Genomic DNA, 22053 nt, shown 5'->3' on the forward strand with positions numbered 1-22053 from the left:
CCCCTTCTTTTATTTCAACTGCGGGACACTCACGCGTCCGGCGCAGCCTTGGCAGTCGGCTCACTGTTTTCGTAGATATACAGTGGCTTGGACTTGCCTTCGATGACACTTTCGTCGATCACGACTTTGCTCACCTCGGATTGCGAGGGGATTTCATACATCGTATCGAGCAGCACACCTTCAAGAATCGAGCGCAACCCACGGGCACCGGTCTTGCGTTCCAGGGCTCGTTTGGCAACCGACTTCAGCGCGTCCGAACGGAACTCAAGGTCTACGCCTTCCATTTCGAACAGCTTGGCGTATTGCTTGGTCAGGGCGTTTTTCGGCTCGGTCAGAATCTGCATCAATGCTGCTTCATCCAACTCGTCCAAGGTCGCCAGGACCGGCAGACGACCGACGAATTCAGGGATCAGGCCGAACTTGACCAGATCGTCAGGCTCGACTTCACGCAGGGATTCACCGACCTTCTTGCCCTCTTCCTTGCTGCGGACTTCGGCGTTGAAACCGATGCCACCACGGGTCGAACGGTTCTGGATGACCTTTTCGAGGCCAGAGAACGCACCACCGCAGATGAACAGGATGTTACGGGTGTCGACCTGCAGGAACTCCTGCTGCGGATGCTTGCGACCACCCTGGGGCGGTACGGAAGCGACCGTGCCTTCGATCAACTTGAGCAAGGCCTGTTGCACGCCCTCGCCGGAAACATCCCGGGTAATGGACGGGTTATCCGACTTGCGGGAAATCTTGTCGATTTCATCGATGTAAACAATGCCCATCTGGGCCTTTTCCACGTCGTAGTCGCACTTCTGCAACAACTTCTGAATGATGTTCTCGACGTCCTCACCCACATAACCCGCCTCGGTGAGGGTGGTTGCGTCGGCGATGGTGAACGGAACGTTCAGCAAGCGGGCCAGAGTTTCTGCAAGCAGGGTCTTACCCGAGCCCGTAGGGCCGATCAGCAGGATGTTGCTCTTGCCGAGTTCGACCTCGTCATTCTTTTTGTCACGCTGGTTCAGGCGCTTGTAGTGGTTGTACACCGCTACGGCCAGTACCTTTTTCGCGCGCTCCTGACCGATAACATACTGGTCAAGGATGCCGCTGATTTCTTTAGGCGAAGGCAACTTATGCGCGCTGCTTTCGGCCTGGGCTTCCTGCACCTCCTCGCGGATGATGTCATTGCACAGGTCGACGCACTCGTCGCAAATGAAGACCGAGGGACCGGCAATCAATTTGCGTACTTCATGCTGGCTTTTGCCACAGAAGGAGCAATAAAGCAGTTTGCCGTTGTCCTCGCCGTTGCGGGTGTCAGTCATTCGATCGATCCAAATCCGATAGGCTTGCAACACAAGATGAAGGCAATTGCGGGCTTTTTCAAGCCCGCAGGCGGCCGGTCATCCCAACCACCTGCATTTTGAGCGGCTTAGGCAGGCATTTGACGCTTGTTGATCACAGAGTCGATCAGACCGTATTCGGCCGCACGCTCAGCGCTCATGAAGTTGTCACGCTCGGTGTCACGCTCAATGGTTTCGAGGCTTTGGCCGGTGTGATGGGCCAGCAACGAATTCAGGCGCGAGCGAATATGCAGAATTTCCTTGGCATGGATATCGATGTCCGACGCCTGGCCCTGGAAGCCGCCCAATGGCTGGTGGATCATCATGCGCGAGTTAGGCAGGCAATGGCGCTTGCCCGCTGCGCCGCCGGCGAGCAGGAACGCACCCATGCTGCAGGCTTGGCCGATGCAGATGGTGGACACGTCAGGCTTGATGAACTGCATGGTGTCGTAGATCGACATGCCCGCAGTCACCGAACCGCCGGGAGAGTTGATGTACAGATGGATATCCTTGTCCGGGTTTTCCGCCTCAAGGAACAGCAACTGCGCCGCAACCAGGTTGGCCATGTAGTCTTCGACGGGGCCGATCAGGAAGATGACGCGCTCCTTGAGCAGGCGCGAATAGATGTCATAGGCACGTTCGCCACGGGCGGACTGCTCGATAACCATAGGGACCAGGCCGCCTGCGGCCTGGATGTCAGAGCTCTGCTGATAAAAAGAATTGCGGGACATGTCTCGCAGTCACTCCCAAATAGTTATGTCTTGAATACGCATAAGCCAGCGCGAAGGCTGGCTTATGGTGTGTATTTCTTACCGCAGAACCATCAATCGGCTTGTGGAGCTTCCACCGGCTTGACCGCTTCTTCGTAAGAGACCGCTTTGTCGGTCACGCTAGCTTTCTGCAGAACAGTATCCACAACTTGTTCTTCCAGCACAACCGAACGGACTTCGTTCAGCTGCTGCTCGTTCTTGTAGTACCAGGACACCACTTGCTCAGGCTCTTGGTAGGCCGAGGCCATTTCCTGGATCAGCTCGCGCACGCGGGCTTCGTCAGGCTTGAGTTCGAATTGCTTGACCACTTCGGCGACGATCAGGCCCAGTACCACGCGGCGCTTGGCCTGCTCTTCGAACAGCTCGGCCGGCAGTTGGTCTGGCTTGATGTTGCCGCCGAACTGTTGAACGGCCTGTACGCGCAGACGGTTCACTTCGTTGTCCAGCAGGGCCTTTGGCACTTCGATCGGGTTGGAAGCCAGCAGACCGTCCATGACCTGGTTCTTGACCTTGGACTTGATGGCCTGGCGCAGCTCACGCTCCATGTTCTTGCGAACTTCGGCGCGGAAACCTTCCAGGCCGGTTTCCTTGATGCCGAACTGAGCGAAGAATTCTTCGTTCAGCTCAGGCAGCTTCGGCTCGGAAACACTGTTGACGGTCACGGTGAACTCGGCGGCTTTGCCAGCCAGGTCCAGGTTCTGGTAGTCCTCGGGGAAGGTCACGTTCAGGACGCGCTCTTCACCGGCCTTGGCGCCAACCAGGCCGTCTTCGAAGCCTGGGATCATGCGACCCGAGCCCAGCACCAGCTGGGTAGCCTTGGCGGAACCGCCAGCGAATACTTCGCCGTCGACCTTGCCGACGAAATCGATGTTCAGCTGGTCTTCGTTCTGGGCGGCACGGTCGGTCGCTTCGAAGCGGGTGTTCTGCTTGCGCAGGATATCCAGCATCTTGTCCAGGTCGGCGTCCGAAACGTCGGCGCTCAGGCGCTCAACGGCAATGGATTCGAAACCGGCAACGGTGAACTCAGGGAACACTTCGAACGTGGCGACGAACTCGAGGTCCTTGCCTTTTTCCAGCACTTTAGGCTCGACGGAAGGAGCGCCAGCCGGGTTCAGCTTCTGCTCGACCACTGCTTCGTAGAAAGAAGACTGGATCACGTCGCCCACGGCTTCCTGGCGCGCATCAGCTTCGTAACGCTGACGGATCACGCTCATTGGCACTTTGCCTGGGCGGAAACCTGGGATTTTGGCCTTTTGGGCAGTCTGCTGCAGACGCTTGTTGACCTGAGTCTCGATACGCTCAGCTGGCACGGTGATGCTCATGCGGCGCTCAAGAGCAGAAGTATTTTCAACAGAAACTTGCATGGATATTCCTCGTTGCACAGACGTTGGCCGGGCGTTTCCGACCCCAGAATCAAGGGCATGCATTCTAGTAGGTCAAACTCAAGAAGTCACCCTACTGAAAACGCGCGGGAAACAGGCGCCGGGTTTAGAAGCGGAGCAATCAGTCATGCCCCGCCCGGTTTGCAAATAAAGTCGATCCTCGCCAGGGCTCTGCACGGCGCTTCTATATATAGAAGCGCCGCCCTCGAGCACTTGGCGTAAGGCCTCCACGAAAAGACCGACGGACATGCCAAGCATCATCACGAAACACAATCGCGACGAATCGCCCTGTGCCCGCATGAAAAAAACCGGACATGAGTCCGCGAATAAAACAAAAACGGCGCAGCCCTTTTCAGGTTCTGCGCCGTTCTCTGCTAATTAAATAGCGACTTGTATGGTGCGGACGGAGAGACTCGAACTCTCACACCTTGCGGCGCTGGAACCTAAATCCAGTGTGTCTACCAATTCCACCACATCCGCGTATCAAGCTTTTAAAGCAAAGGCGCCAGACTGTTAAATCTGGCGCCTTTCTAGAATATGGGGTGGACGATGGGGATCGAACCCACGACAACGGGAGTCACAATCCCGTGCTCTACCAACTGAGCTACGCCCACCATATTGCCTTGTTGCCTTACTTGTGCCAAAGCTGCCTAATGGCGCACCCGGCAGGACTCGAACCTGCGACCATCCGCTTAGAAGGCGGATGCTCTATCCAGCTGAGCTACGGGCGCCTTTTTAATCTGTATTCTTGGACGATTACAAACTAAGTGCTTTCAGTTTTACCGAGTTGAAACATCCAACTCCGCTCCACCTTCTTAACCAGTGCTAGGCTGTGCCCGACAAGTGCGACGAATGTTATAGACGGCCCGATAGGTCGTCAACTCTTTTTTAAAAAAAATTCATTTAATTAAAGGGGTTAGGGGAATTTACAGACCAAGCGCCTTTGCCCTCACGCCTCGGCATGCGAGAATGCGCTCTCTTTTTTTCCCCTCTCGATGGTTAACCACGCGCAATGACTGCACAACTTATCGACGGCAAATCGATCGCCGCCAGCCTGCGCCAGCAGATCGCCCAACGAGTCACCGAGCGCCGCCAGCAAGGCCTGCGCACGCCCGGCCTTGCGGTGATCCTGGTCGGCAGCGATCCTGCCTCTCAGGTTTATGTCTCGCACAAGCGTAAAGACTGTGAAGAGGTCGGCTTCCTTTCCCAGGCCTACGACCTGCCTTCCGAAACCACTCAGCAAGCGCTGGCCGATCTGATCGACCGCCTGAACGACGATCCGAACATCGACGGTGTTCTGCTCCAGTTGCCGCTGCCTGAACACCTGGACGCCTCCAAGCTTTTGGAACGTATCCGTCCGGACAAAGACGTCGACGGTTTCCACCCTTATAACGTCGGCCGCCTCGCCCAACGCATTCCATTGCTGCGCCCCTGCACGCCCAAGGGCATCATGACCTTGCTGGAAAGCACCGGGGTGGATCTTTACGGGCTCGATGCCGTGGTCGTGGGCGCCTCCAACATCGTCGGTCGCCCAATGGCGATGGAATTACTGTTGGCTGGCTGCACCGTCACCGTGACCCACCGCTTCACCAAGGACCTGGCCGGCCACGTCGGCCGTGCCGATCTGGTGGTGGTTGCCGCCGGCAAGCCTGGCCTGGTCAAAGGCGAATGGATCAAGGAAGGCGCCATCGTGATCGACGTGGGCATCAACCGCCAGGACGACGGCAAACTGGTAGGCGATGTGACCTACGAGACCGCCCTGCCCCGCGCCGGTTGGATCACACCGGTTCCCGGTGGCGTCGGCCCGATGACCCGTGCCTGCCTGTTGGAAAACACGCTGTACGCGGCCGAGACGCTTCATAGCTGATAAAGGCCTCGACGCAACCTGTGGGAGCGAGCTCGCTCGTGATAGCGGTGGACCAGCCAGCATATCCGTTGACTGAAACCTACCTATCGCGAGCAAGCTCGCTCCCACAGTGTTTTCAGCTGCCAACATCCGATCCAACCCGTGACGCTCGAATTACATTTTTTTCAGATTCGATTCGCCAGAATCCCCGTCCATTAAACTTTATTTATTCAAGCGTCCCGGTGGCAGCGGCATATGGCGCTGTCATCGCCCATACTCATAAAATGCGGCGCTTTTTCAACACGCCCCGCTCAACGGCACCCTTAACTCAATCGAGTCTACTCGCGTGAAAATCCGTCTTTCGATCATCAGTCTGTTTTTCGTTTTTACAGGGACTTTCATCGCGCACAACGTCAGTGCCCAGGAAACCATCGCTGCTCCACGGGACACTTCCAAACTGCAAGTCGCATCCGGCAGCGCCATCCTGTTGGACTTGCAGACCGACAAAGTGGTGTATTCCAGCAGTCCGGATGTCGTGGTGCCGATTGCATCGGTAACCAAGTTGATGACCGGCCTGATCGTGCTGGACGCCAAGCAGAACCTGGATGAATACATTTCCATGACCATCGCGAACACACCGGAAATGAAAGGCGTGTTTTCCAGGGTCAAGCTCAACAGCGAACTGTCCCGCCGGGATACGTTGCTGATCGCATTGATGTCGTCGGAGAATCGAGCCGCCGCCAGCCTTGCCCATCATTACCCAGGCGGTTATGCGGCGTTCATCGCGGCGATGAACGCCAAAGCCAAGGCCCTGGGCATGACCAGCACCCATTACGTCGAACCCACCGGCCTGTCAATCCACAACGTGTCGACGGCCCGGGACCTGACGAAGCTGCTGATCGCCGCGCGCAAATACCCCTTGCTGAGTGAGCTGAGCACCACCAAGGAAAAGACTGTAACGTTCCGCAAACCGGTCTACAGCTTGGGCTTTCGCAACACCGATCACCTGGTGCACAAGGCCAATTGGGATATTCAACTGACCAAGACCGGCTTCACCAATCAGGCGGGTCACTGCCTCGTATTGGTGACCAAGATGGGCAATCGTCCGATGGCACTGGTCATCCTCGATGCGTTTGGCAAATACACCCACTTCGCCGACGCAAGCCGCATCCGTAGCTGGGTCGAGACCGGAAAAAGCGCCAGCGTCCCGGCTGTGGCCTTGCAATACAAAGCCGCTAAGAACCTCAAGAGTCGCCAGAGCGGTGTGGTGGAAGCGTCTAAATAAGGCGCGATACATCACACATGAATAGCCCCGACTCGTCGGGGCTATTTGCATTCAGGGCTTCAAATCACCCAGCGGATCATAAGGCCGGGAAGAAGGCGGTTCCTCGTCGTCCTCATCCTGGGGTGCCTTGGCCGGCCCTATCGGATCGACTTGGGGATCGTCGAGGTCCGGAGAGTCGGGATCGAATCCCAAGTCATCGTCACCGGACGAATGTTCGGAAGAATGCGGTCCCGAAGGTGTTTTCGATTGTGCCATTGCTGCCTCCTTGGATCATGGCCTGGAAACTCCAGGCCTTGACGGTAAGAACCCGAGGCACGCCGGGTCGTGCCCGCCAGGTGACGAACGGGGCAGCGCTCAGCGGGCGGTGCCCAAAGCCTTGGTGGCGCGCGCGGCTGCCTGTTCCTGCCCTGCTCCGGCCAACTCATCGGCGGCCTTCAACCAGCGCTTCGAATCGACATTGGCCGGCAACTGCCCCGGTTGCTGGACCAAGACTGCCCAACCGCCAGCGCCTTTGAAAGCCGATTCGAACGCACCGAAACTCATCGAGGAGCGGCGATTCATCCCTGAACGCAGCAGTACGGTGCGCTTGTGCCGGTTATAACCCACGAGGATTGCGTAGCGCGGCTCAGCCCAGAACGCCGAGCCGTCGGTATAGCGCAGCAACACCGGATAACCGGCAGCCACCTGTTCGAGCAACGCGCCAAGCTCAGCCTCCAGGGGATACACCACCAGCCCATGTTCACGTGCCAGGGTTTGCAGGTTCTGCTGTAAACGGGCCTCGCCGCCGGGCAGGTGCAGCGGCTTCTCCAACAACCCTGGGGTAGTCACTGTGCCTTGCAACGTCAATAGGGCCGCCAGGGATTGCGGCGCGCCCTGGAACATTTCGCCACGAAAGAACGGCACGCTGTTGAGTTCTACCCGTTCAGGCAGTCGCTTTACTTGCGGCGACACACTTCCCGCGCATCCCGCCAGGGCGGCGAGACACGCCGTCGCGAATACCAGTGATCGAAAAGATGAAATTACTGGCAACATGATGACTCTCTTATTCAGACAGCCCCGGTATCAAGGCCGGGCTTGGGCCGACGATGATAAGACGCGTGCCGGCCCGGGTATAGCCATAAGCGACAGTTTCGACACCGTGATAGAACCAACCGATTCTTTGCACATGCAAGATATCGACTGCCCGTAACACTTGAGCGACTAGACTGTCCATTGTAAGAGTGCATTGCCCGGTCTGGGCAGAAGGAGGCACAGATGAGCCTGATGACGACTATTCTGATGCTGGTTTTCGGCTGGTTGAGCGTAGCGGCAGCCATGTTGTGGGGGGTGTTGCGAATCGCCCGTCGCCACCATCCCGCACCAAGACGAGAAATGCAGCAGACCACTAAATCTTCCAGGCGCCACGCCACCGCGCACTAGGGCCTGCAGAAATGTGATCGCGAAGGCCAGACAACGCGAAACGGGGCGAGGAAGCGCAGTGTCCTGAAGTACATGAGCATTCCGAACCTCGTTCAACGCAGTCTGGGCGAGTGCGGATACGTTTCGTATAGGGCCTAGAGCGTCACCATGAAAAAAGCCGCCCGGGCGTTAACCCGGGCGGCTTTTGTCTGCCTTGGATCAGGCTTCGTCGACCAAGACCTTCTGCTTGGCGCGACGGGACATCATGTTCAACACCTCGATAGCCGCCGAGAAGGCCATGGCCGCGTAGATATAGCCCTTGGGCACGTGGGCACCGAAGCCTTCCGCGATCAGCGTCATGCCGATCATGATCAAGAAGCCCAGGGCCAACATGACCACGGTGGGGTTGTCGTTGATGAATTTCGCCAGCGGCTCGGCGGCCAGCAGCATCACCAATACCGAGACCACAACGGCAATAATCATGATCGGCAAGTGCTCGGTCATGCCCACCGCCGTGATGATGCTGTCAATGGAGAACACCAGGTCAAGCATCAGGATCTGACCGATCGCAGCGGCAAACCCCAGGGTCACGCCGGAAGTGGCCGACTTCGGATCATTGGGCGCCGGGTCCATGCTGTGATGGATCTCGGTGGTCGCCTTCCACAACAGGAACAGGCCGCCGGCGATCAGGATCATGTCCTTCCAGGAAAACGCCTGGCCGAGAATCTCGATGACAGGCTCCGTCAATTGCACGATGAAGGCGATGGTGCTCAGCAGACCCAGGCGCAGGATCAACGCCATGCCGATGCCAATCCGCCGCGCCTTGGCACGGTGTTGCTCGGGCAACTTGTTGGTCAGGATCGAAATGAAGATCAGGTTATCGATGCCGAGCACGATTTCCATGACGACGAGGGTTGCCAGAGCAATCCAGGCGGTGGGGCTGGCGGCGAGCTGTAACAGATAATCCATGGGTCAGTCCTGACTCGATTTGACGGGTTAGAGGGTATGGGTAGCGGGTTCGGATTCTTCAGCGTCCTTCTCCGGCGCTTTCTTGGGGCTGATCAGCCCGCCGGTGGCGTCACTGAGGGCTTGCTCGGCGGCCTTGTGCGTATCGTCGATGGCCTGCTTGGCCGTTTCGACAGCTTGCTCCTTCAACTGCTCGGCCAATTGTTGGGCGCTTTTTTCCGCTTGTTCGCAGCCCACCAGGGCCATCGAGGAAAATGCCAGCAAGGCTGCAAGCCCCAGGGTTCTATACGTCATGCACATTGCCTCTCAGAGAATAGAGGGAGCACGAAAGATGGCTCACCGATGGCCCGGAATTCTAGAGAGGGAAATACTTCAGGAAAATTCGTATTTTCAGCGGCTATACTTCGGTTTTTACGAAGCGGCGAGAATCATGCTCAATTATCGACAGCTGCATTATTTCTGGGTCGTGGCGAAAACCGGCAGCATCGTGCGGGCCTGCGAGCAACTGAACCTGACGCCGCAAACCATCAGCGGGCAAATCTCATTGTTTGAACAGACCTACAACATCAAGCTGTTCCGCCGAGTCGGACGCCAGTTGGAACTGACCGAGGCCGGCCGCCAGACGCTGCCTTACGCCGAGCACATGTTCCAACTGGGCGGCGAACTGGAGCTGATGCTGCGGGCTCAACCCAACGAGCAGCAAACGCTGTTCCGGGTCGGGGTGGCGGACGTCGTGCCCAAATCCATCGTTTATCGGCTGTTGGCACCTACCATGGAATTGAGCGAGCCGCTGCGCATTACCTGCCGGGAAGACAAGCTCGAACGGCTATTGGCCGACCTGGCGATCCAGCGCCTGGATCTGGTGATTTCCGACAGTCCGATGCCAAGTCATCTGGATATCAAGGGCTACAGCCAGAAACTGGGGGAATGCGGAATCAGCTTTTTCGCCACCCCGGCGTTGGCCGAACATCATGGGCAGGACTTCCCCCACGGCCTGCATGACGCACCGCTGCTGATCCCCGGGCCGGAGACAGTCGTGCGCAGCCGGCTGCAACGCTGGTTCGCTGAACAGCAGATCCAACCGCGCATCGTCGGTGAATTCGATGACAGCGCATTGATGCAGGCGTTTGGGCAATCCGGCAGCGGGATCTTCATCGGTCCCAGCGTGATCGCTGAAGAAGTCCAACAGCAATACGGGGTACAGGTGATCGGCCAGACCGATGCGGTGAGCGAGTCTTTCTACGCCATCTCCGTGGAGCGCAAGGTCAGCCACCCGGGCATCGTCGCGATCGCCGAGGGGGCGCGGCGCGAGCTGTTCAGCGCTTAGCGCTGCACACAGGCGGCGCGGGGCTTGAACGTCATCAGCAATAACGCCAGCAGGATCGACACCAGAATGAACCCGGCCGCGGCGAAACCGACCTTACCCAGCCCAAGGGTATCGATGACCCGACCGCCAACCATCGCGCCCAGGCCTATACCCAGGTTCGCCCCCGCGATATTCAGCGACGCGGCAAAGGCCGGAGCTTCTGGTGCGGCCTTCATCAGCCGGACATGGCTGACCAAAAACAGCGCCGCCTGGGTCACGCCCCATATGCCAAGGGCGGCGGCTAGCCCAAGAGTCGAATGGATACTCGGCACCAGCGCGACCATGCCGCCGATCATGAACAGGCAGAACACCATCGAGGCGATCAAGGGATGCCGGTCCACCGCGCGACCGCCCAGGGAATTGCCGAGCAGGCCTACCGCGCCAAAACCCATCAGGCACCAGCCCACCAGCGTGCCATCGAAGCCGGCCAGGCGTTCAAGGATATCCGCGAGGTAGGTGTAGGCGGTGAACATGCCGCTGAACACCAGGATCGACAACAACACATGCCCTTGCATCAACGGGCTGTGCAGGATCTTGAATTGCGAGCGAAAGCTCACCTGGTGTTGATGCAGGTTTGTCCTAGGCAAGTAGATGAACAGCAGCAGCGCCTTGGCGAACGCAATGACGGCCAGGATCGCAAAGGCGCTTCGCCAGCCGAATGCATCGCTGATCAGCGTACCCACCGGGATACCAAACACCGTGGCGCAGACGATACCGAAGCCGATCCGGGCGATGGCCCTCCCGGCGAACTGCGGCCCGACTATGTCCACTGCCGTTTCGCTGGCCAATGCCCAGAACACAGGCAAGCCTAGGGCCGGGATCAATCGGGCAACTGCCATGACCCAGATGTTGGGCGCCAGCGCCGCCAGGGTGTTGGCCAACGCGAACATCACCAGCACGCTGATAAACAATTTGCGCCGTTCAACCCGGGCGAACCAGGCGGTGAGGAACGGCCCGAACGCCGCGACAGTAAACGCAAACAGCGTCACTAACAGCCCCGCCTGGGGAATGGTGACGTGCAGGTCGCGGGCAATGGAAGGCAGCAGGCCGACGATGATGAATTCCGTGGTCAACACCGTAAAACCGGCGGCGGACAACAGGAAAATGGGTAACAGCATGCGCGACTCCGGGGAAAACGACGACACCAGCGATAGCCATAGGCCCGCTGGCGGTATTGGAAAGTGAGAAGGACAAAGCCTACCAGAATGTGCCCGTCAGAAAAACGTGCTCAAACATGGGGGTGACGGATCGTCACGGGTCCGTCAGATTTTTCGTCGGGCTGTGATAAAGTCCGCGACCTGCAAACGCTCTACCTTCTTTCGGTCCCGTCCATGTGGCCTGCCGGCTTATAGCCCCGTTCGGCTGACCGTTACACATAAAAAAATCAGAGATACCGTTATGACAGCTGTCTCCCCTTCTCCATTGCACCGCCTCAAAAGCACCGGCCTGGTCACGCAGATCATTATTGGCCTGATCGCCGGTATTGTCCTGGCATGGCTGGCGCCGGACCTGGCGAAATCCACTGAATTCATCGGCAAGGTTTTTGTGTCCGCGCTCAAGGCGGTGGCACCGATCCTGGTGTTCGTGCTGGTCATGGCCTCTATCGCCAACCATAAGCACGGCCAGGAGACCCATATCCGGCCGATCCTGTTCCTTTATCTGTTGGGTACTTTCGCGGCCGCGGTGGTCGCGGTCATCGCCAGCACGCTGTTTCCCTCCAGCCTTGTGCTGAGCACCCAGGACGTTGCGGTCACCGCACCGGGTGGCATCAGCGAAGTGCTGCAAAGCCTGGCGTTGAGCGTCGTTGACAACCCGGTCCGTGCATTGATGACCGGCAACTTCATCGGCATCCTGGCCTGGGCCATCGGCATGGGCATCGCCATTCGCCATGCCGGCCAAACCACGCGCACTGTGCTCGAAGACCTGTCCAACGGCGTGACCGTGATCGTGCGCCTGGTCATCCGCTTCGCCCCGCTGGGGATTTTCGGGCTGGTGGCCTCGACGCTCGCCACTTCTGGCTTCAGCGCCCTGCTCGGCTACCTGCATCTGCTGATCGTACTGATCGGTTGCATGCTGTTCGTGGCGCTGGTGGTCAACCCACTCATCGTGTTCTGGAAACTGCGTCGCAACCCTTACCCGCTGGTGTTTACCTGCCTGCGTGAAAGCGGCATCACCGCGTTCTTCACCCGCAGCTCCGCGGCGAACATCCCCGTGAACCTGGAGCTCAGCAGACGCCTCGGCCTGCATGAGGATACGTACTCGGTTTCGATCCCGCTGGGTGCGACCATCAACATGGCGGGCGCCGCCATTACCATCACGGTCCTGACACTGGCCGCCGTGCATACCCTGGGTATCGTGGTGGATATCCCCACCGCCGTGCTGCTCAGTGTCGTTGCCGCCGTCTGCGCTTGCGGTGCTTCCGGGGTCGCGGGCGGGTCGCTGTTGTTGATTCCCCTGGCGTGCAGCCTGTTTGGCATTCCCAGCGAAATCGCCATGCAGGTGGTCGCCGTAGGGTTCATCATCGGCGTGCTGCAGGATTCGGCTGAAACGGCGTTGAATTCGTCCACCGATGTCTTGTTCACGGCGGCGGCCTGCCTGGGTGAAGAAGAGCGGGCGCGGGGCGCGGCGTAAACGCTTGGTGGCCTGACAGCCAGCCATAAAAAAGCCCGGGACGGCTCCACCGCCCCGGGCTTTTTCATGCCTGCGGGAGTTAGAACGCGCCCATGTAATCGCGCTTGCCTACTTCCACGCCATTGTGACGCAACAATGCATATGCGGTGGTCACGTGGAAGAAGAACTGCGGCAAGCCGTAGGTCAGCAGATAATTCTGGCCAGTGAAGCGTTTCTCCTTCGGCGTGCCCGGACGGGTCACGATTTCGATGCCTTCCTTGCCGTCGATCTGCTGGGCATTGATGCCATCGATGAAAGCCAGCACCTTGGCGATCAATGCCTGCAGATCAGCGAAGGTGGTCTCGCTGTCGTCATACTTCGGCACTTCGATCTCCGCCAGGCGCGCGGACACGCCCTTGGCGAAGTCCACGGCAATCTGCACCTGGCGTACCAACGGGAACATGTCCGGGAACAGGCGCGCTTGCAAGAGCGCGTTCGGATCGATGTTCTTGGAGGTGGCGTGGGCCTCGGCCTTGTTCAAAACATCGCTCAGGGCATTGAGCATTTGCTTGAAAACCGGGACGGAGGCAGCGTACAGGGAAATAGTCATGGCGATCTCATGGAGTAATGGAAGGAAACGAATCAAACGTGGGCGATTATAGCCACGGCTTGTTGCGCACCTTGTCTTTTATTGCGCAAGGATTAGGCTAGGCGGCTTCCACAGCATAGGGAACGCGCGATGAGCATCGAAGAACAAAGCCCGGCCGAAGAACCGCGGCTCAACAGCACGGAAATCCGCATTCTTGGCGCCCTGATCGAAAAGCAGGCCACCAATCCCGAGACTTACCCCCTCACCCTCAACGCGCTGGTGTTGGCTTGCAACCAGAAAACCAGCCGCGAACCGGTGATGAACCTCAACCCAGGGCCAGTCGGCCAAAGCCTGCGAGCCCTGGAAGGACGTGGTTTCACCCGGTTGGTGATGGGCAGTCGCGCCGACCGCTGGGAGCACCGGGTCGACAAGGCGCTGGAACTGGTGCCGGCCCAGGTGATCCTGATGGGATTGCTGTTCCTGCGCGGCCCGCAAACCGTCAATGAGCTGCTGACCCGCAGCGGCCGCATGCATGATTTCGAGGACACCGAGCAGGTGGTGCATCAGCTGGAGCGCCTGATCGCTCGTGGCCTGGCGTTGCTGGTGCCGCGCCAGGCCGGCCAACGGGAAGACCGTTACATGCATGCCATGGGCGACCCGGCAGACATCGAGGCGATCCTCGCCGCGCGTCACCAGCCGACCGAACGCAGCGCGGCCGGCGGCGTATCGCTGGAGCGTATCGAAGAGCTAGAAGCGCGAATCGCGGCGCTGGAAGAACGGCTGGCACGATTGGAATGACAGGGCCTACACCGCTCGGGCAAACGCCACGGCCTTGTCGAATTGTTCCAGGTTGGGCCGAACGCCGGTGTACAGGACAAACTGCTCCAACGCCTGGATCGCAATGACCTCAAGGCCAGTGATCACCCGTTTGCCTTCCGCTCTGGCATGCACGATCAACGGCGTTTCCGAAGGAATCGCCACGACATCGAACACAGTGTCGGCGGCAGCGATGGCGGCGGGCTCGAATGCCAACAGGTCCGCTTCCGCCCCGCCGGTCATGCCGATCGGCGTGACGTTGATGAGCATCCGCGGCCGTCGGTCACCCAACTCGGCTTGCCATTCGTAACCCAGCGTGTCGGCCAGCGCTCGGCCGGTGGTTTCGTTGCGGGCAACGATCAAGCCGTTTGTATAGCCGCCGTCGCGCAAGGCGCTGGCGACTGCCTTGGCCATGCCACCGCTGCCGCGCAAGGCAAACGTTGACTCCTTGGGCACGGCATGGCTTTGCAACAGTTGCGCGATGGCGATGTAGTCCGTGTTGTAGGCCTTCAAATGACCATTGGTATTGACGATGGTGTTGATCGACTGGATGGCAGCGGCGGAAGGATCCAGCTCATCGACCAAGGCAATGCAGGCCTCCTTGAATGGCATCGACACACCGCACCCGCGGATACCCAGAGCACGGATCCCGCCCACTGCCCCGGCCAGGTCCTGGCTGGTGAACGCCTTGTAGTAGAAGTTGAGCCCCAACTGCTCATACAGGTGATTGTGAAAACGCAGGCCGAAATTGCCCGGGCGCCCCGATAGCGACATGCATAGCTGGGTGTCTTTGTTGGGGTTCATCTGCATGTGCGTCTCCTTCAAGCCACTTTCGGATGGACGGGAGTGTCGTCCCGACCGGTTCATCGATGATCAGACACCGTGCGCAGCGAACCGACTCGGTGTTCGTAAAAAAAATCTGTCGCAGACCTTACACAACCTTTACCCAACAGCGCCGCAAATCCTGGGAAAATCGCTGTCATAGCAAGTATCCCCGCGCCCTTATTCGGGTCTGTAGCAGGCCACAGGCGCCGGGGTCGGAACGAGGAAACGCCATGAAACGCAAACTCCCTATCATCGCCCTGCTCGTGGGGGCACTCGCGGTCACCGGCCAGGCATCCGCCCATGGTCGCGGTGGTTGGGAGGGGCCCGCAGTGTTCGGCGCCATCGTCGGCTCTGCCATTGTCGGCTCCGCGCTCATCAACCGAGACCGGCCGGTTTACGTACAACAGCCCGTCTACGTTCAGCCACAGCCGGTCTACGTGCAGCAACCTCCACCGGTCTACTACCAGCCACAGCCGGTGTATATCGAGCAGCCGATCTATTATCGCCCGGCCCCGGTGTATTACGGGCCACCGAGGGGCTATTACTACGGTCCGCCACGTGGGCACTACGGGCGCTGGTAAACGGCCCCTCTAAAGCGAAACAAAAAAACAGCCTGTGATTGATCATCGCAGGCTGCTTTTTGTTGGGCTGGGGTTTCGCCAAGGCTAGACGTGCTCACCGCTTTTCAATCGCACCGGGCCATGATCCCCAGTGGGATGCTCAGGTGCGGCTACGACGGGGATTTCGTTACCGTCGCAGTCGTGCAACTTGCCGTCGCTGAAATAGTCACCTTCCCGTAGCGCCGCCAGGTCCTGATAACGCAGCACCCGCTCGGTGCCGGCGGCGAATACCGATTGTTGATCGGAGTTGCCGGTGGTGAAGTGGTTGAAGGCCAGGTTCAACATGATGGCCATGATGGCCGATGAGCTGATGCCGGAGTGAAAGATCGTCGCGAACCAGCTCGGGAAATGATCGTAGAAGTTCGGTGCGGCGATGGGAATCATGCCGAAGCCAATGGACGTGGCGACAATGATCAGGTTGACGTTGTTGCGGTAATCGACCTTCGACAGCGTCCGGATTCCGCTGGCGGCAACGGTACCGAACAACACGATACCAGCGCCTCCGAGCACGGAGGTCGGCACGGCGGCGATTACCCGGCCCATGAAGGGCAACAGCCCAAGCACCACCAGGAACACACCCCCTGTCGCCACCACGAAACGACTCTTGATTCCAGTCACTGCCACCAGGCCGACGTTCTGGGCAAAGGCGCTCTGGGTGAACGATCCGAAGATCGGCGCGATCATGCTCGACAACATATCTGCTCGCAGGCCGTTGCCCAAACGCCGGGAATCGACCTTGGTGTCGATAATCTCGCCCACTGCCAGGATATCGGCCGAGGTTTCCACCAGCGTCACCATGATCACGATGCACATCGACAGAATCGCGGCGATATGAAAGGTTGGCATGCCGAAGTGAAAAGGTGTCGGGAAGCCGAACATTGGCCCCTCACCCACTGACGAAAAATCGGCCATGCCGAGGAACACCGCGATGACCGTACCGATGACCATCGCCAGCAGGATCGATAACCGCGAAATCGTCGCGCTGCCCATCTTGCTCAGCACCAGTACCAACACCAGGGTCACCGCGGCCAGGCCAATGTTGGCCATGCTGCCAAAATCCGGCGCATGGCTGTTGCCGCCCATTGCCCAGCGTGCCGCCACCGGCATCAACGTCAGGCCAATGGTGGTGATGACGATGCCGGTCACCAGAGGTGGGAAAAAACGCGTGATGCGGGAAAACACCGGCGTGATAAGCAGGCCGATCAAGGAGGCGGCAATCACCGCGCCGAGGATGGCCTGGAAGCCGCCCTCCCCACCGGTGCCGACAATTGCAACCATGGTTGCGACGCCGGAGAACGAAACGCCTTGGACCAGCGGCAGCTGGCAACCAAAAAACGGCAGGCCCAGGGTCTGCAACAACGTCGCCAGCCCCCCTGCAAACAACGAAGCCGCGATCAGCAGACCGATGTCGGCCGGGGACAACCCGGCCGCCTGGCCGATGATCAACGGCACCGCGACGATGCCACCGTACATGGTCAGGACATGTTGCAGGCCGTAAGCCATATTCGCGCCGACCCCGAGGTTTTCGTCCTCGGGCCGTGGGAGTGAAACATGGGGCGTTTTCATGGTTCGGGGGTTCCCTGTTTTTTGTTATGCGCACACTGTATTCAAAAGTCAGGACAAATGTCCATAGAGTTGTATACAACTTGTTGCGCATCCGTCGCTGACAGGGAATGCAATTGCTAAACCAAAACGCTCAAGGCATCACACCAACAGCCCTTCGATTGCGGGTCGCAGCAGTTCCCGGGGCGGCACCGTGAGGCTGAATTCATTTTCCAGCAACGTGATCAGCTCATCCGCGTCGTTGATGGTGCGTCGCTCACTTTCGTGCCCGATCCGGTGCACGGCATAGCTGTTGCCGTTGAGCGTCCTACGGAGTCCCTCACCGGTACGGGCGACCATCAGCCTTCCCATGAACGGTGATTCGGGATGGGAGCAGACGTACCAATTGCCCACGGTATAGTCGATTTCCTCCTGGCGTTGCAGGTCGAAAAGATACATCGGGCGCCATTCATCGCCGACCTGGGCGCGCAGCAGGTAGCCATCCGGGTTGACGTCGATGCGATACGGCTCATGGGGCGTGTGCTGGATATCGCGGCTATCCAGCAAAAGCGGCGCGGTGGGCACCATACCGCCGAAACCGACGTCGGTGATATAGCGCACGCCACTGAGCGTCACCACGCTCAAGCGATGGGTGCGCGCTGTCCAGGCGCCCTCGGCGGCGTTCATCACAACGCGTCCAGTGATGCCCTGGGCATCAAAGCCCAGGGTTTGCAACAGCGCCAGGAACAACTGGTTGAGTTCATAGCAATAACCGCCACGGCCCTGTTCGAAAACCTTCCGCTCGACGGATTCAAGGTCGATGGCGACCGGCTGGCGCAACAGTGTCGAGAGGGTTTCGAAGGGAAACTCGGCCGTATGGCGCTTTTGAAGCTGACGCAGCGTTTCCAGCGTTGGAGGCGGCGCCGTGTCAAAGCCCAGGCGTCGTAGATAGCGACCGGTGTCGCTCAGTCGAGGTTGGCTCATGGGGATGTCCTTTCCTGTCAAGGCAGGGCTTTGGGTTAGCGCGCTGCGATTGGGCAGGTATAAGGCATTTCCTTCCTACGGACAAATCCCACGAGTGCTTGGTCCGCTCGCCCCTTCAGCGTCGCTTGCGCGAAGACAAGCGAATCCAGGTAGGCGCATGGTCACTGGGATGCTCCTGGTTCCTGACCCAGGCATCCACGCCCGCGTCGCTCAGGTATGCACTGGCCACGGGGTTGAGCAGCAGGTGATCGATGCGCAGCCCGGAGTTCTTTTGCCAATGCTGGCGAAAATAGTCCCAGAACGTATAGATCCGCTCTTCTGGGTAGAGGTGACGCAGGGAGTCCGTCCACCCCTGGTCCAGCAGTCGTTGGTAGCACTCCCGGCTTTCGGGCTGCAACAACGCGTCCTTGAGCCAGGAGCGTGGGTTGTAGATATCCATGTCGGTTGGCACCACGTTGTAGTCCCCAGCCAACACCACCGGATGATCACTCGCCTGGAGTGCCTGCGCATAGTCGATCAGGCGCTCGAACCATGCCAGCTTGTAGTCGAACTTCGGACCGGGCTGGGGATTGCCATTGGGCAAATAGAGGCAGCCCACCAGCACGCCATGCACCGCCGCCTCCAGATAACGACTGTGACTGTCTTCCTCTCCTCCTGGCAGCCCGCGTCTACTCTCCAGGGGTTGCGCATCACGGGCCAGGATCGCCACACCGTTCCATGAAGCCTGGCCATGCCAGATCGATCCATATCCCACCGACTCCAACTCGGCGGCAGGAAAGTCCTTGTCCGCAGCCTTGAGCTCTTGCAGGCAGGCAATATCGGGTTTTTCCCGCTCCAGCCATTCCAGCAGGTTAGGCAACCGCGCCCGAATGCCGTTGATGTTGAACGTCGCGATCCGCAGGTTCTTCATGGGCGAATAATTCCTGAATGCCAAGACATAGCTGTGACCGGCGACAGGCCTCGGGGGTTGCAATCATTGCTCAGGAACCGGTTCTTGACATGGACTGGCTGCTTTCAAGCAAGGCAGCAAATGCCTGCTTGTCGATTGGCCGGCTAAGGAAATAGCCCTGCACTTCGTGGCATTCATCGGTGCCCAATGAACCCAATTGTGCCAGGGTCTCCACGCCCTCCGCCGTGACGGTCAAGCCCATCGCCTTGCCCAGGTTGATAATCGCCTGGACCACGGCGCGGTCGTTGCTGCTATTGCTCATCGAGGCAATGAAGCGCTTGTCGATCTTGATGCCGTCGAACGGGTATGTGCGCAGGTAGCCGAGGGATGAGTAACCGGTACCAAAATCGTCCATGTTCAAGCGCACCCCCAATTCCTTGAGCGCATTCATCACCTGGAGCGCGCCATCCACGTCGTTCAGCATGACGTTTTCGGTGATCTCCAGCTCCAGGCGACTCGCCGGGAAGTGGGTTTCGATCAATACCTGGCGGACATCCTCGACCACATCGCTGCGTTCGAATTGCGCCGGTGACAGGTTGACCGAAACCATCAGCGATCCCGGCCAGGTGAGCGCGGTTTCGCACGCCTCGCGCAGTACCCAGCGCGACAGCGGGACGATCAGGTCGGTTTGCTCGGCCAGCGGAATGAAGGCATCGGGGCTCAACAGACCCTGGGTTGGATGTTGCCAGCGCACCAGCGATTCCACCGCGACGATCTCTTGGCCGTCGACCGTGTAGCGAGGCTGGAAATGCAGGATGAATTCGTTGTTCTTCACCGCTTGGCGCAGGTCGTTTTCCAACTGACGACGATGCTGGATCTGATCGTTCATGTGCGAGGCGAAATAGCACCAGGTCTTTTTACCCTCGGACTTGGCCTGGTACAGGGCTATGTCGGCGCAGCGGATCAACTCGCCTGGTACGTAGCCTTGTCGTCGGCTCACGGCAACGCCGATGCTCGCACCAATGTGCAGGGAATGGGACTCGTAGTGGATCGGTTGCTGCAGGCTGTCGATGAGCCGCGTACAGAATCGGTCGATCTCAGTGGAGTGCTCCACGCCACTGAGCACTATCACGAACTCATCCCCTCCCAGGCGCGCCACCAGGTCCTGTTCACGCGTGCTGTCGCGCAGGCGCTGGGCGACTTCCAGCAACACAGCATCGCCCGCCGCATGGCCCAGGGAATCGTTGATCGGCTTGAAGTTGTCCAGGTCCACCATCAGCAGGGCCAACGGCGCGGAATGCTCCTTGGCGATCAACGCGTCGTCCAGGTGTCGCGCCAACTTGTTGCGATTCGGCAGTCCGGTCAGCGCATCATGCAGCGACAGATGCTGGACTTGAGCGTGGGCGGCCACCTCATCGGTGATGTCGCTGGCCGTGCCGCGATAGCCCGTCACGGTTGCCTTGTCCTGGATCGGTCGCGCCGAGACCCGACAGAATCGCAATTGCCCGGAATGATCGCGGTAAGAGCAGCGCAGGTTGCTGGCGTTCTGTTCTTCGACCAGGTTGCCCAGCCAGGAAGCAATGGGCAGGGTGTCGCAGAACAGCAACTGCTCGATCTCCTGGCCTAGCCACTGCTGGTCGGAAAAACCCGTGACGGCGTTAAAGCGAGCCGATAGATAGGTGATGCGTTGCTGGCTGTCGATCTCCCATATCCAGTCGGACGCCGCCTCGGCCACGGCGCGAAAACGTTCTTCGCTGGCCTCGAGCGCTTGTTTCGATTTTTCAAGGCTGTCGTAGCTGGCGTCCACCTGTCGAGCCGTGCGCATGGCATACCGGAAAAAATAGGCAGTGAGCAACGCCAGGATCAGCAATGCGCCTCCCAACGGCGGAGCCAGTGACCACAGCAAATGCTGGCCCGGCCGCTGCAGCTGCGATATCAAGCTGTAGCCGGTACTGTCCAACGGCACCGCGGGCTGGCCGGGCTCCAATGTGGTGTCTTTCACCAGGGTCAGGTCGGTCAGGCCGTAACCCATGCCCACCTTGCGCAGTTTCACCGGCGTCAGTTGGTCGACGAACAGGAGGATCGACGTCTCCCTGGCGTTGACCTGGGGACGTTCGTCGTTGGGCACAATCACCGAAGCCGTGACGACGGCCGGCCAGCCTTCGAACAAGGTGTAGCGGATCATCGGCCTGGTCAGGTCAGGTTGTGCCTGGAGCTCATCCACGAGGTCCTTCAGCGGCATATTCATGAACGACGCCGCGTCTGCCTGGACCTGCTGGCCCCGCACCACGGCATATTTGGTGCGCTCATGGTCAATGACAAACACACCTTCTAGTTCATCGTTGGTGAACAGGGTCTTGCCCATGTTCTGGTCGGCATAGGCCCACTGCACATCGACCTCGCCGCTTAGGTGCTCGTAGGCAGTGGTCCAGTAGGCGTAGCTGGTGATGTAGTTTTTCGTGGCTGTGATGCGATTATCGAGGGCACGCTGGATATAGAAGCGGGTCTCATCCACATCCTGTGCATCCAGCTTTTGCGCGATGTTGAACAGCGCGGCGACGGCCACCAGAACCCCCAGGACAAACAACACGCCAAGGGCCGCCACCAGGCGACGGGTGATCGGCGTATGACGCGAGACATCAGAGGGGGTATCGGCAGTGGTATCCATTGACCTGTTCCTATCCTTTCGGCGCTGGCTTCGCCGTGCAAAGGTCACGGCGTGAACCGCATCGGACCGTTGCGCTTTCTTAACCTTAGCAGCCATCGTCCAGCCAGATGATGAGCCCACAAGATTTGACGAAAGGGCCCACGCCTAGCCTGCATGTTGACCAATG

At 59.1% G+C, this 22053-nt stretch carries 21 protein-coding genes and 3 tRNA genes; 7 read left to right on the forward strand and 17 right to left on the reverse strand.

Features of this window, described 5'->3' with window-relative positions; all coding sequences use genetic code 11:
* Nucleotides 1-29: 29 nt before the first annotated feature.
* From clpX to J3Q04_RS16015, 6 genes are all read right to left on the reverse strand, one after another.
* Nucleotides 30-1313 (reverse strand): ATP-dependent Clp protease ATP-binding subunit ClpX, encoded by a 1284-nt coding sequence (gene clpX, locus J3Q04_RS15990; RefSeq protein ID WP_109751640.1) that lies wholly within the window; start codon nt 1311-1313, stop codon nt 30-32.
* Between the two features lie 107 nt (nt 1314-1420).
* Nucleotides 1421-2062: an ATP-dependent Clp endopeptidase proteolytic subunit ClpP gene (gene clpP, locus J3Q04_RS15995; RefSeq protein WP_003183177.1), complete on the reverse strand. Its 642-nt coding sequence runs from the start codon at nt 2060-2062 to the stop codon at nt 1421-1423.
* Between the two features lie 92 nt (nt 2063-2154).
* The gene (gene tig, locus J3Q04_RS16000; RefSeq protein WP_420764630.1) at nt 2155-3465 is read right to left on the reverse strand and encodes a trigger factor; all 1311 of its coding nucleotides are present in this window, start codon (nt 3463-3465) and stop codon (nt 2155-2157) included.
* A gap of 413 nt (nt 3466-3878) precedes the next feature.
* Nucleotides 3879-3963 (reverse strand) — tRNA-Leu (locus J3Q04_RS16005).
* Between the two features lie 58 nt (nt 3964-4021).
* Nucleotides 4022-4097 (reverse strand) — tRNA-His (locus J3Q04_RS16010).
* Nucleotides 4098-4137: 40 nt separating this feature from the next.
* Nucleotides 4138-4214, reverse strand: a tRNA-Arg gene (locus tag J3Q04_RS16015).
* Between the two features lie 281 nt (nt 4215-4495).
* Here J3Q04_RS16015 and folD point away from each other — a divergent pair.
* Complete coding sequence (gene folD / locus J3Q04_RS16020; protein ID WP_420764631.1) at nt 4496-5350, forward strand: bifunctional methylenetetrahydrofolate dehydrogenase/methenyltetrahydrofolate cyclohydrolase FolD; 855 nt, start codon at nt 4496-4498, stop codon at nt 5348-5350.
* Between the two features lie 325 nt (nt 5351-5675).
* Nucleotides 5676-6614 carry a D-alanyl-D-alanine endopeptidase gene (pbpG, locus tag J3Q04_RS16025; RefSeq protein ID WP_434610644.1) on the forward strand — a complete coding sequence of 313 codons (939 nt, stop codon included), beginning with the start codon at nt 5676-5678 and terminating at the stop codon, nt 6612-6614.
* A 51-nt stretch (nt 6615-6665) separates the two neighbouring features.
* Here the strand turns inward: pbpG and J3Q04_RS16030 are convergent, their stop codons facing one another.
* On the reverse strand, nt 6666-6869 hold the full coding sequence (locus J3Q04_RS16030; protein ID WP_420764633.1) for a DUF6021 family protein: 204 nt from the start codon (nt 6867-6869) through the stop codon (nt 6666-6668).
* Nucleotides 6870-6968: 99 nt separating this feature from the next.
* Nucleotides 6969-7646, reverse strand: coding sequence for a peptidase C39 family protein (locus tag J3Q04_RS16035; RefSeq protein WP_434610642.1), 678 nt, complete (start codon nt 7644-7646; stop codon nt 6969-6971).
* Nucleotides 7647-7868: 222 nt separating this feature from the next.
* Here J3Q04_RS16035 and J3Q04_RS16040 point away from each other — a divergent pair, with 222 nt between their 5' ends.
* On the forward strand, nt 7869-8033 hold the full coding sequence (locus J3Q04_RS16040; RefSeq protein ID WP_420764636.1) for a hypothetical protein: 165 nt from the start codon (nt 7869-7871) through the stop codon (nt 8031-8033).
* A 198-nt stretch (nt 8034-8231) separates the two neighbouring features.
* Here J3Q04_RS16040 and J3Q04_RS16045 read toward each other — a convergent pair whose 3' ends face one another.
* Nucleotides 8232-8981 carry a TerC family protein gene (locus J3Q04_RS16045; RefSeq protein ID WP_420764637.1) on the reverse strand — a complete coding sequence of 250 codons (750 nt, stop codon included), beginning with the start codon at nt 8979-8981 and terminating at the stop codon, nt 8232-8234.
* A gap of 27 nt (nt 8982-9008) precedes the next feature.
* A complete protein-coding gene (locus J3Q04_RS16050) occupies nt 9009-9272 on the reverse strand; it encodes a hypothetical protein (protein WP_420764638.1) in 264 nt (87 codons plus the stop codon).
* A gap of 136 nt (nt 9273-9408) precedes the next feature.
* Here J3Q04_RS16050 and nhaR point away from each other — a divergent pair, with 136 nt between their 5' ends.
* Nucleotides 9409-10305 carry a transcriptional activator NhaR gene (gene nhaR / locus J3Q04_RS16055; protein WP_420764639.1) on the forward strand — a complete coding sequence of 299 codons (897 nt, stop codon included), beginning with the start codon at nt 9409-9411 and terminating at the stop codon, nt 10303-10305.
* Here the strand turns inward: nhaR and J3Q04_RS16060 are convergent.
* The gene (locus J3Q04_RS16060) at nt 10302-11462 is read right to left on the reverse strand and encodes an MFS transporter (RefSeq protein ID WP_434610638.1); all 1161 of its coding nucleotides are present in this window, start codon (nt 11460-11462) and stop codon (nt 10302-10304) included. The genes nhaR and J3Q04_RS16060 overlap by 4 nt on opposite strands.
* Before the next feature lie 280 nt (nt 11463-11742).
* Between J3Q04_RS16060 and sstT the strand changes: the two genes are divergently transcribed.
* A complete protein-coding gene (gene sstT / locus J3Q04_RS16065; RefSeq protein WP_420764641.1) occupies nt 11743-12975 on the forward strand; it encodes a serine/threonine transporter SstT in 1233 nt (410 codons plus the stop codon).
* Between the two features lie 79 nt (nt 12976-13054).
* Here the strand turns inward: sstT and J3Q04_RS16070 are convergent, their stop codons facing one another.
* On the reverse strand, nt 13055-13564 hold the full coding sequence (locus J3Q04_RS16070) for a DUF1993 domain-containing protein (protein WP_420764642.1): 510 nt from the start codon (nt 13562-13564) through the stop codon (nt 13055-13057).
* Between the two features lie 129 nt (nt 13565-13693).
* On the opposite strand from J3Q04_RS16070, the gene J3Q04_RS16075 reads away from it, so the two are divergent.
* A complete protein-coding gene (locus J3Q04_RS16075; RefSeq protein ID WP_420764643.1) occupies nt 13694-14341 on the forward strand; it encodes a YceH family protein in 648 nt (215 codons plus the stop codon).
* Nucleotides 14342-14347: 6 nt separating this feature from the next.
* On the opposite strand, the gene J3Q04_RS16080 is transcribed toward J3Q04_RS16075, so the two are convergent.
* The gene (locus J3Q04_RS16080; RefSeq protein WP_434610634.1) at nt 14348-15169 is read right to left on the reverse strand and encodes a shikimate 5-dehydrogenase; all 822 of its coding nucleotides are present in this window, start codon (nt 15167-15169) and stop codon (nt 14348-14350) included.
* A gap of 245 nt (nt 15170-15414) precedes the next feature.
* Between J3Q04_RS16080 and J3Q04_RS16085 the strand changes: the two genes are divergently transcribed.
* On the forward strand, nt 15415-15765 hold the full coding sequence (locus tag J3Q04_RS16085; protein ID WP_039589121.1) for a hypothetical protein: 351 nt from the start codon (nt 15415-15417) through the stop codon (nt 15763-15765).
* An 84-nt stretch (nt 15766-15849) separates the two neighbouring features.
* On the opposite strand, the gene J3Q04_RS16090 is transcribed toward J3Q04_RS16085, so the two are convergent.
* The 4 genes from J3Q04_RS16090 to J3Q04_RS16105 form a co-directional block, all read right to left on the reverse strand.
* Nucleotides 15850-17370: a nucleobase:cation symporter-2 family protein gene (locus J3Q04_RS16090; protein ID WP_420764645.1), complete on the reverse strand. Its 1521-nt coding sequence runs from the start codon at nt 17368-17370 to the stop codon at nt 15850-15852.
* A gap of 138 nt (nt 17371-17508) precedes the next feature.
* Nucleotides 17509-18330 carry an arylamine N-acetyltransferase family protein gene (locus tag J3Q04_RS16095; protein WP_434610630.1) on the reverse strand — a complete coding sequence of 274 codons (822 nt, stop codon included), beginning with the start codon at nt 18328-18330 and terminating at the stop codon, nt 17509-17511.
* 115 nt (nt 18331-18445) lie between these two features.
* Entirely contained in the window at nt 18446-19240 is a 795-nt protein-coding gene (xth, locus tag J3Q04_RS16100) for an exodeoxyribonuclease III (protein WP_420764647.1), read from the reverse strand.
* 70 nt (nt 19241-19310) lie between these two features.
* Nucleotides 19311-21887, reverse strand: a complete 2577-nt coding sequence (locus J3Q04_RS16105) for a bifunctional diguanylate cyclase/phosphodiesterase (RefSeq protein WP_434610628.1) — start codon at nt 21885-21887, stop codon at nt 19311-19313.
* Nucleotides 21888-22053: the final 166 nt, after the last annotated feature.

Source organism: Pseudomonas sp. D4-21 (genome assembly GCF_051132125.1).
Lineage (GTDB): Bacteria > Pseudomonadota > Gammaproteobacteria > Pseudomonadales > Pseudomonadaceae > Aquipseudomonas.

Coding starts and splice junctions, on each gene's coding strand:
- clpX (WP_109751640.1), bottom strand. CDS start 1,313: ATGACTGACACCCGCAACGGCGAGGACAACGGCAAACTGCTTTATTGC.
- clpP (WP_003183177.1), bottom strand. CDS start 2,062: ATGTCCCGCAATTCTTTTTATCAGCAGAGCTCTGACATCCAGGCCGCA.
- tig (WP_420764630.1), bottom strand. CDS start 3,465: ATGCAAGTTTCTGTTGAAAATACTTCTGCTCTTGAGCGCCGCATGAGC.
- folD (WP_420764631.1), top strand. CDS start 4,496: ATGACTGCACAACTTATCGACGGCAAATCGATCGCCGCCAGCCTGCGC.
- J3Q04_RS16030 (WP_420764633.1), bottom strand. CDS start 6,869: ATGGCACAATCGAAAACACCTTCGGGACCGCATTCTTCCGAACATTCG.
- J3Q04_RS16035 (WP_434610642.1), bottom strand. CDS start 7,646: ATGTTGCCAGTAATTTCATCTTTTCGATCACTGGTATTCGCGACGGCG.
- J3Q04_RS16040 (WP_420764636.1), top strand. CDS start 7,869: ATGAGCCTGATGACGACTATTCTGATGCTGGTTTTCGGCTGGTTGAGC.
- J3Q04_RS16045 (WP_420764637.1), bottom strand. CDS start 8,981: ATGGATTATCTGTTACAGCTCGCCGCCAGCCCCACCGCCTGGATTGCT.
- J3Q04_RS16050 (WP_420764638.1), bottom strand. CDS start 9,272: ATGACGTATAGAACCCTGGGGCTTGCAGCCTTGCTGGCATTTTCCTCG.
- nhaR (WP_420764639.1), top strand. CDS start 9,409: ATGCTCAATTATCGACAGCTGCATTATTTCTGGGTCGTGGCGAAAACC.
- J3Q04_RS16060 (WP_434610638.1), bottom strand. CDS start 11,462: ATGCTGTTACCCATTTTCCTGTTGTCCGCCGCCGGTTTTACGGTGTTG.
- sstT (WP_420764641.1), top strand. CDS start 11,743: ATGACAGCTGTCTCCCCTTCTCCATTGCACCGCCTCAAAAGCACCGGC.
- J3Q04_RS16070 (WP_420764642.1), bottom strand. CDS start 13,564: ATGACTATTTCCCTGTACGCTGCCTCCGTCCCGGTTTTCAAGCAAATG.
- J3Q04_RS16075 (WP_420764643.1), top strand. CDS start 13,694: ATGAGCATCGAAGAACAAAGCCCGGCCGAAGAACCGCGGCTCAACAGC.
- J3Q04_RS16080 (WP_434610634.1), bottom strand. CDS start 15,169: ATGCAGATGAACCCCAACAAAGACACCCAGCTATGCATGTCGCTATCG.
- J3Q04_RS16085 (WP_039589121.1), top strand. CDS start 15,415: ATGAAACGCAAACTCCCTATCATCGCCCTGCTCGTGGGGGCACTCGCG.
- J3Q04_RS16090 (WP_420764645.1), bottom strand. CDS start 17,370: ATGAAAACGCCCCATGTTTCACTCCCACGGCCCGAGGACGAAAACCTC.
- J3Q04_RS16095 (WP_434610630.1), bottom strand. CDS start 18,330: ATGAGCCAACCTCGACTGAGCGACACCGGTCGCTATCTACGACGCCTG.
- xth (WP_420764647.1), bottom strand. CDS start 19,240: ATGAAGAACCTGCGGATCGCGACGTTCAACATCAACGGCATTCGGGCG.
- J3Q04_RS16105 (WP_434610628.1), bottom strand. CDS start 21,887: ATGGATACCACTGCCGATACCCCCTCTGATGTCTCGCGTCATACGCCG.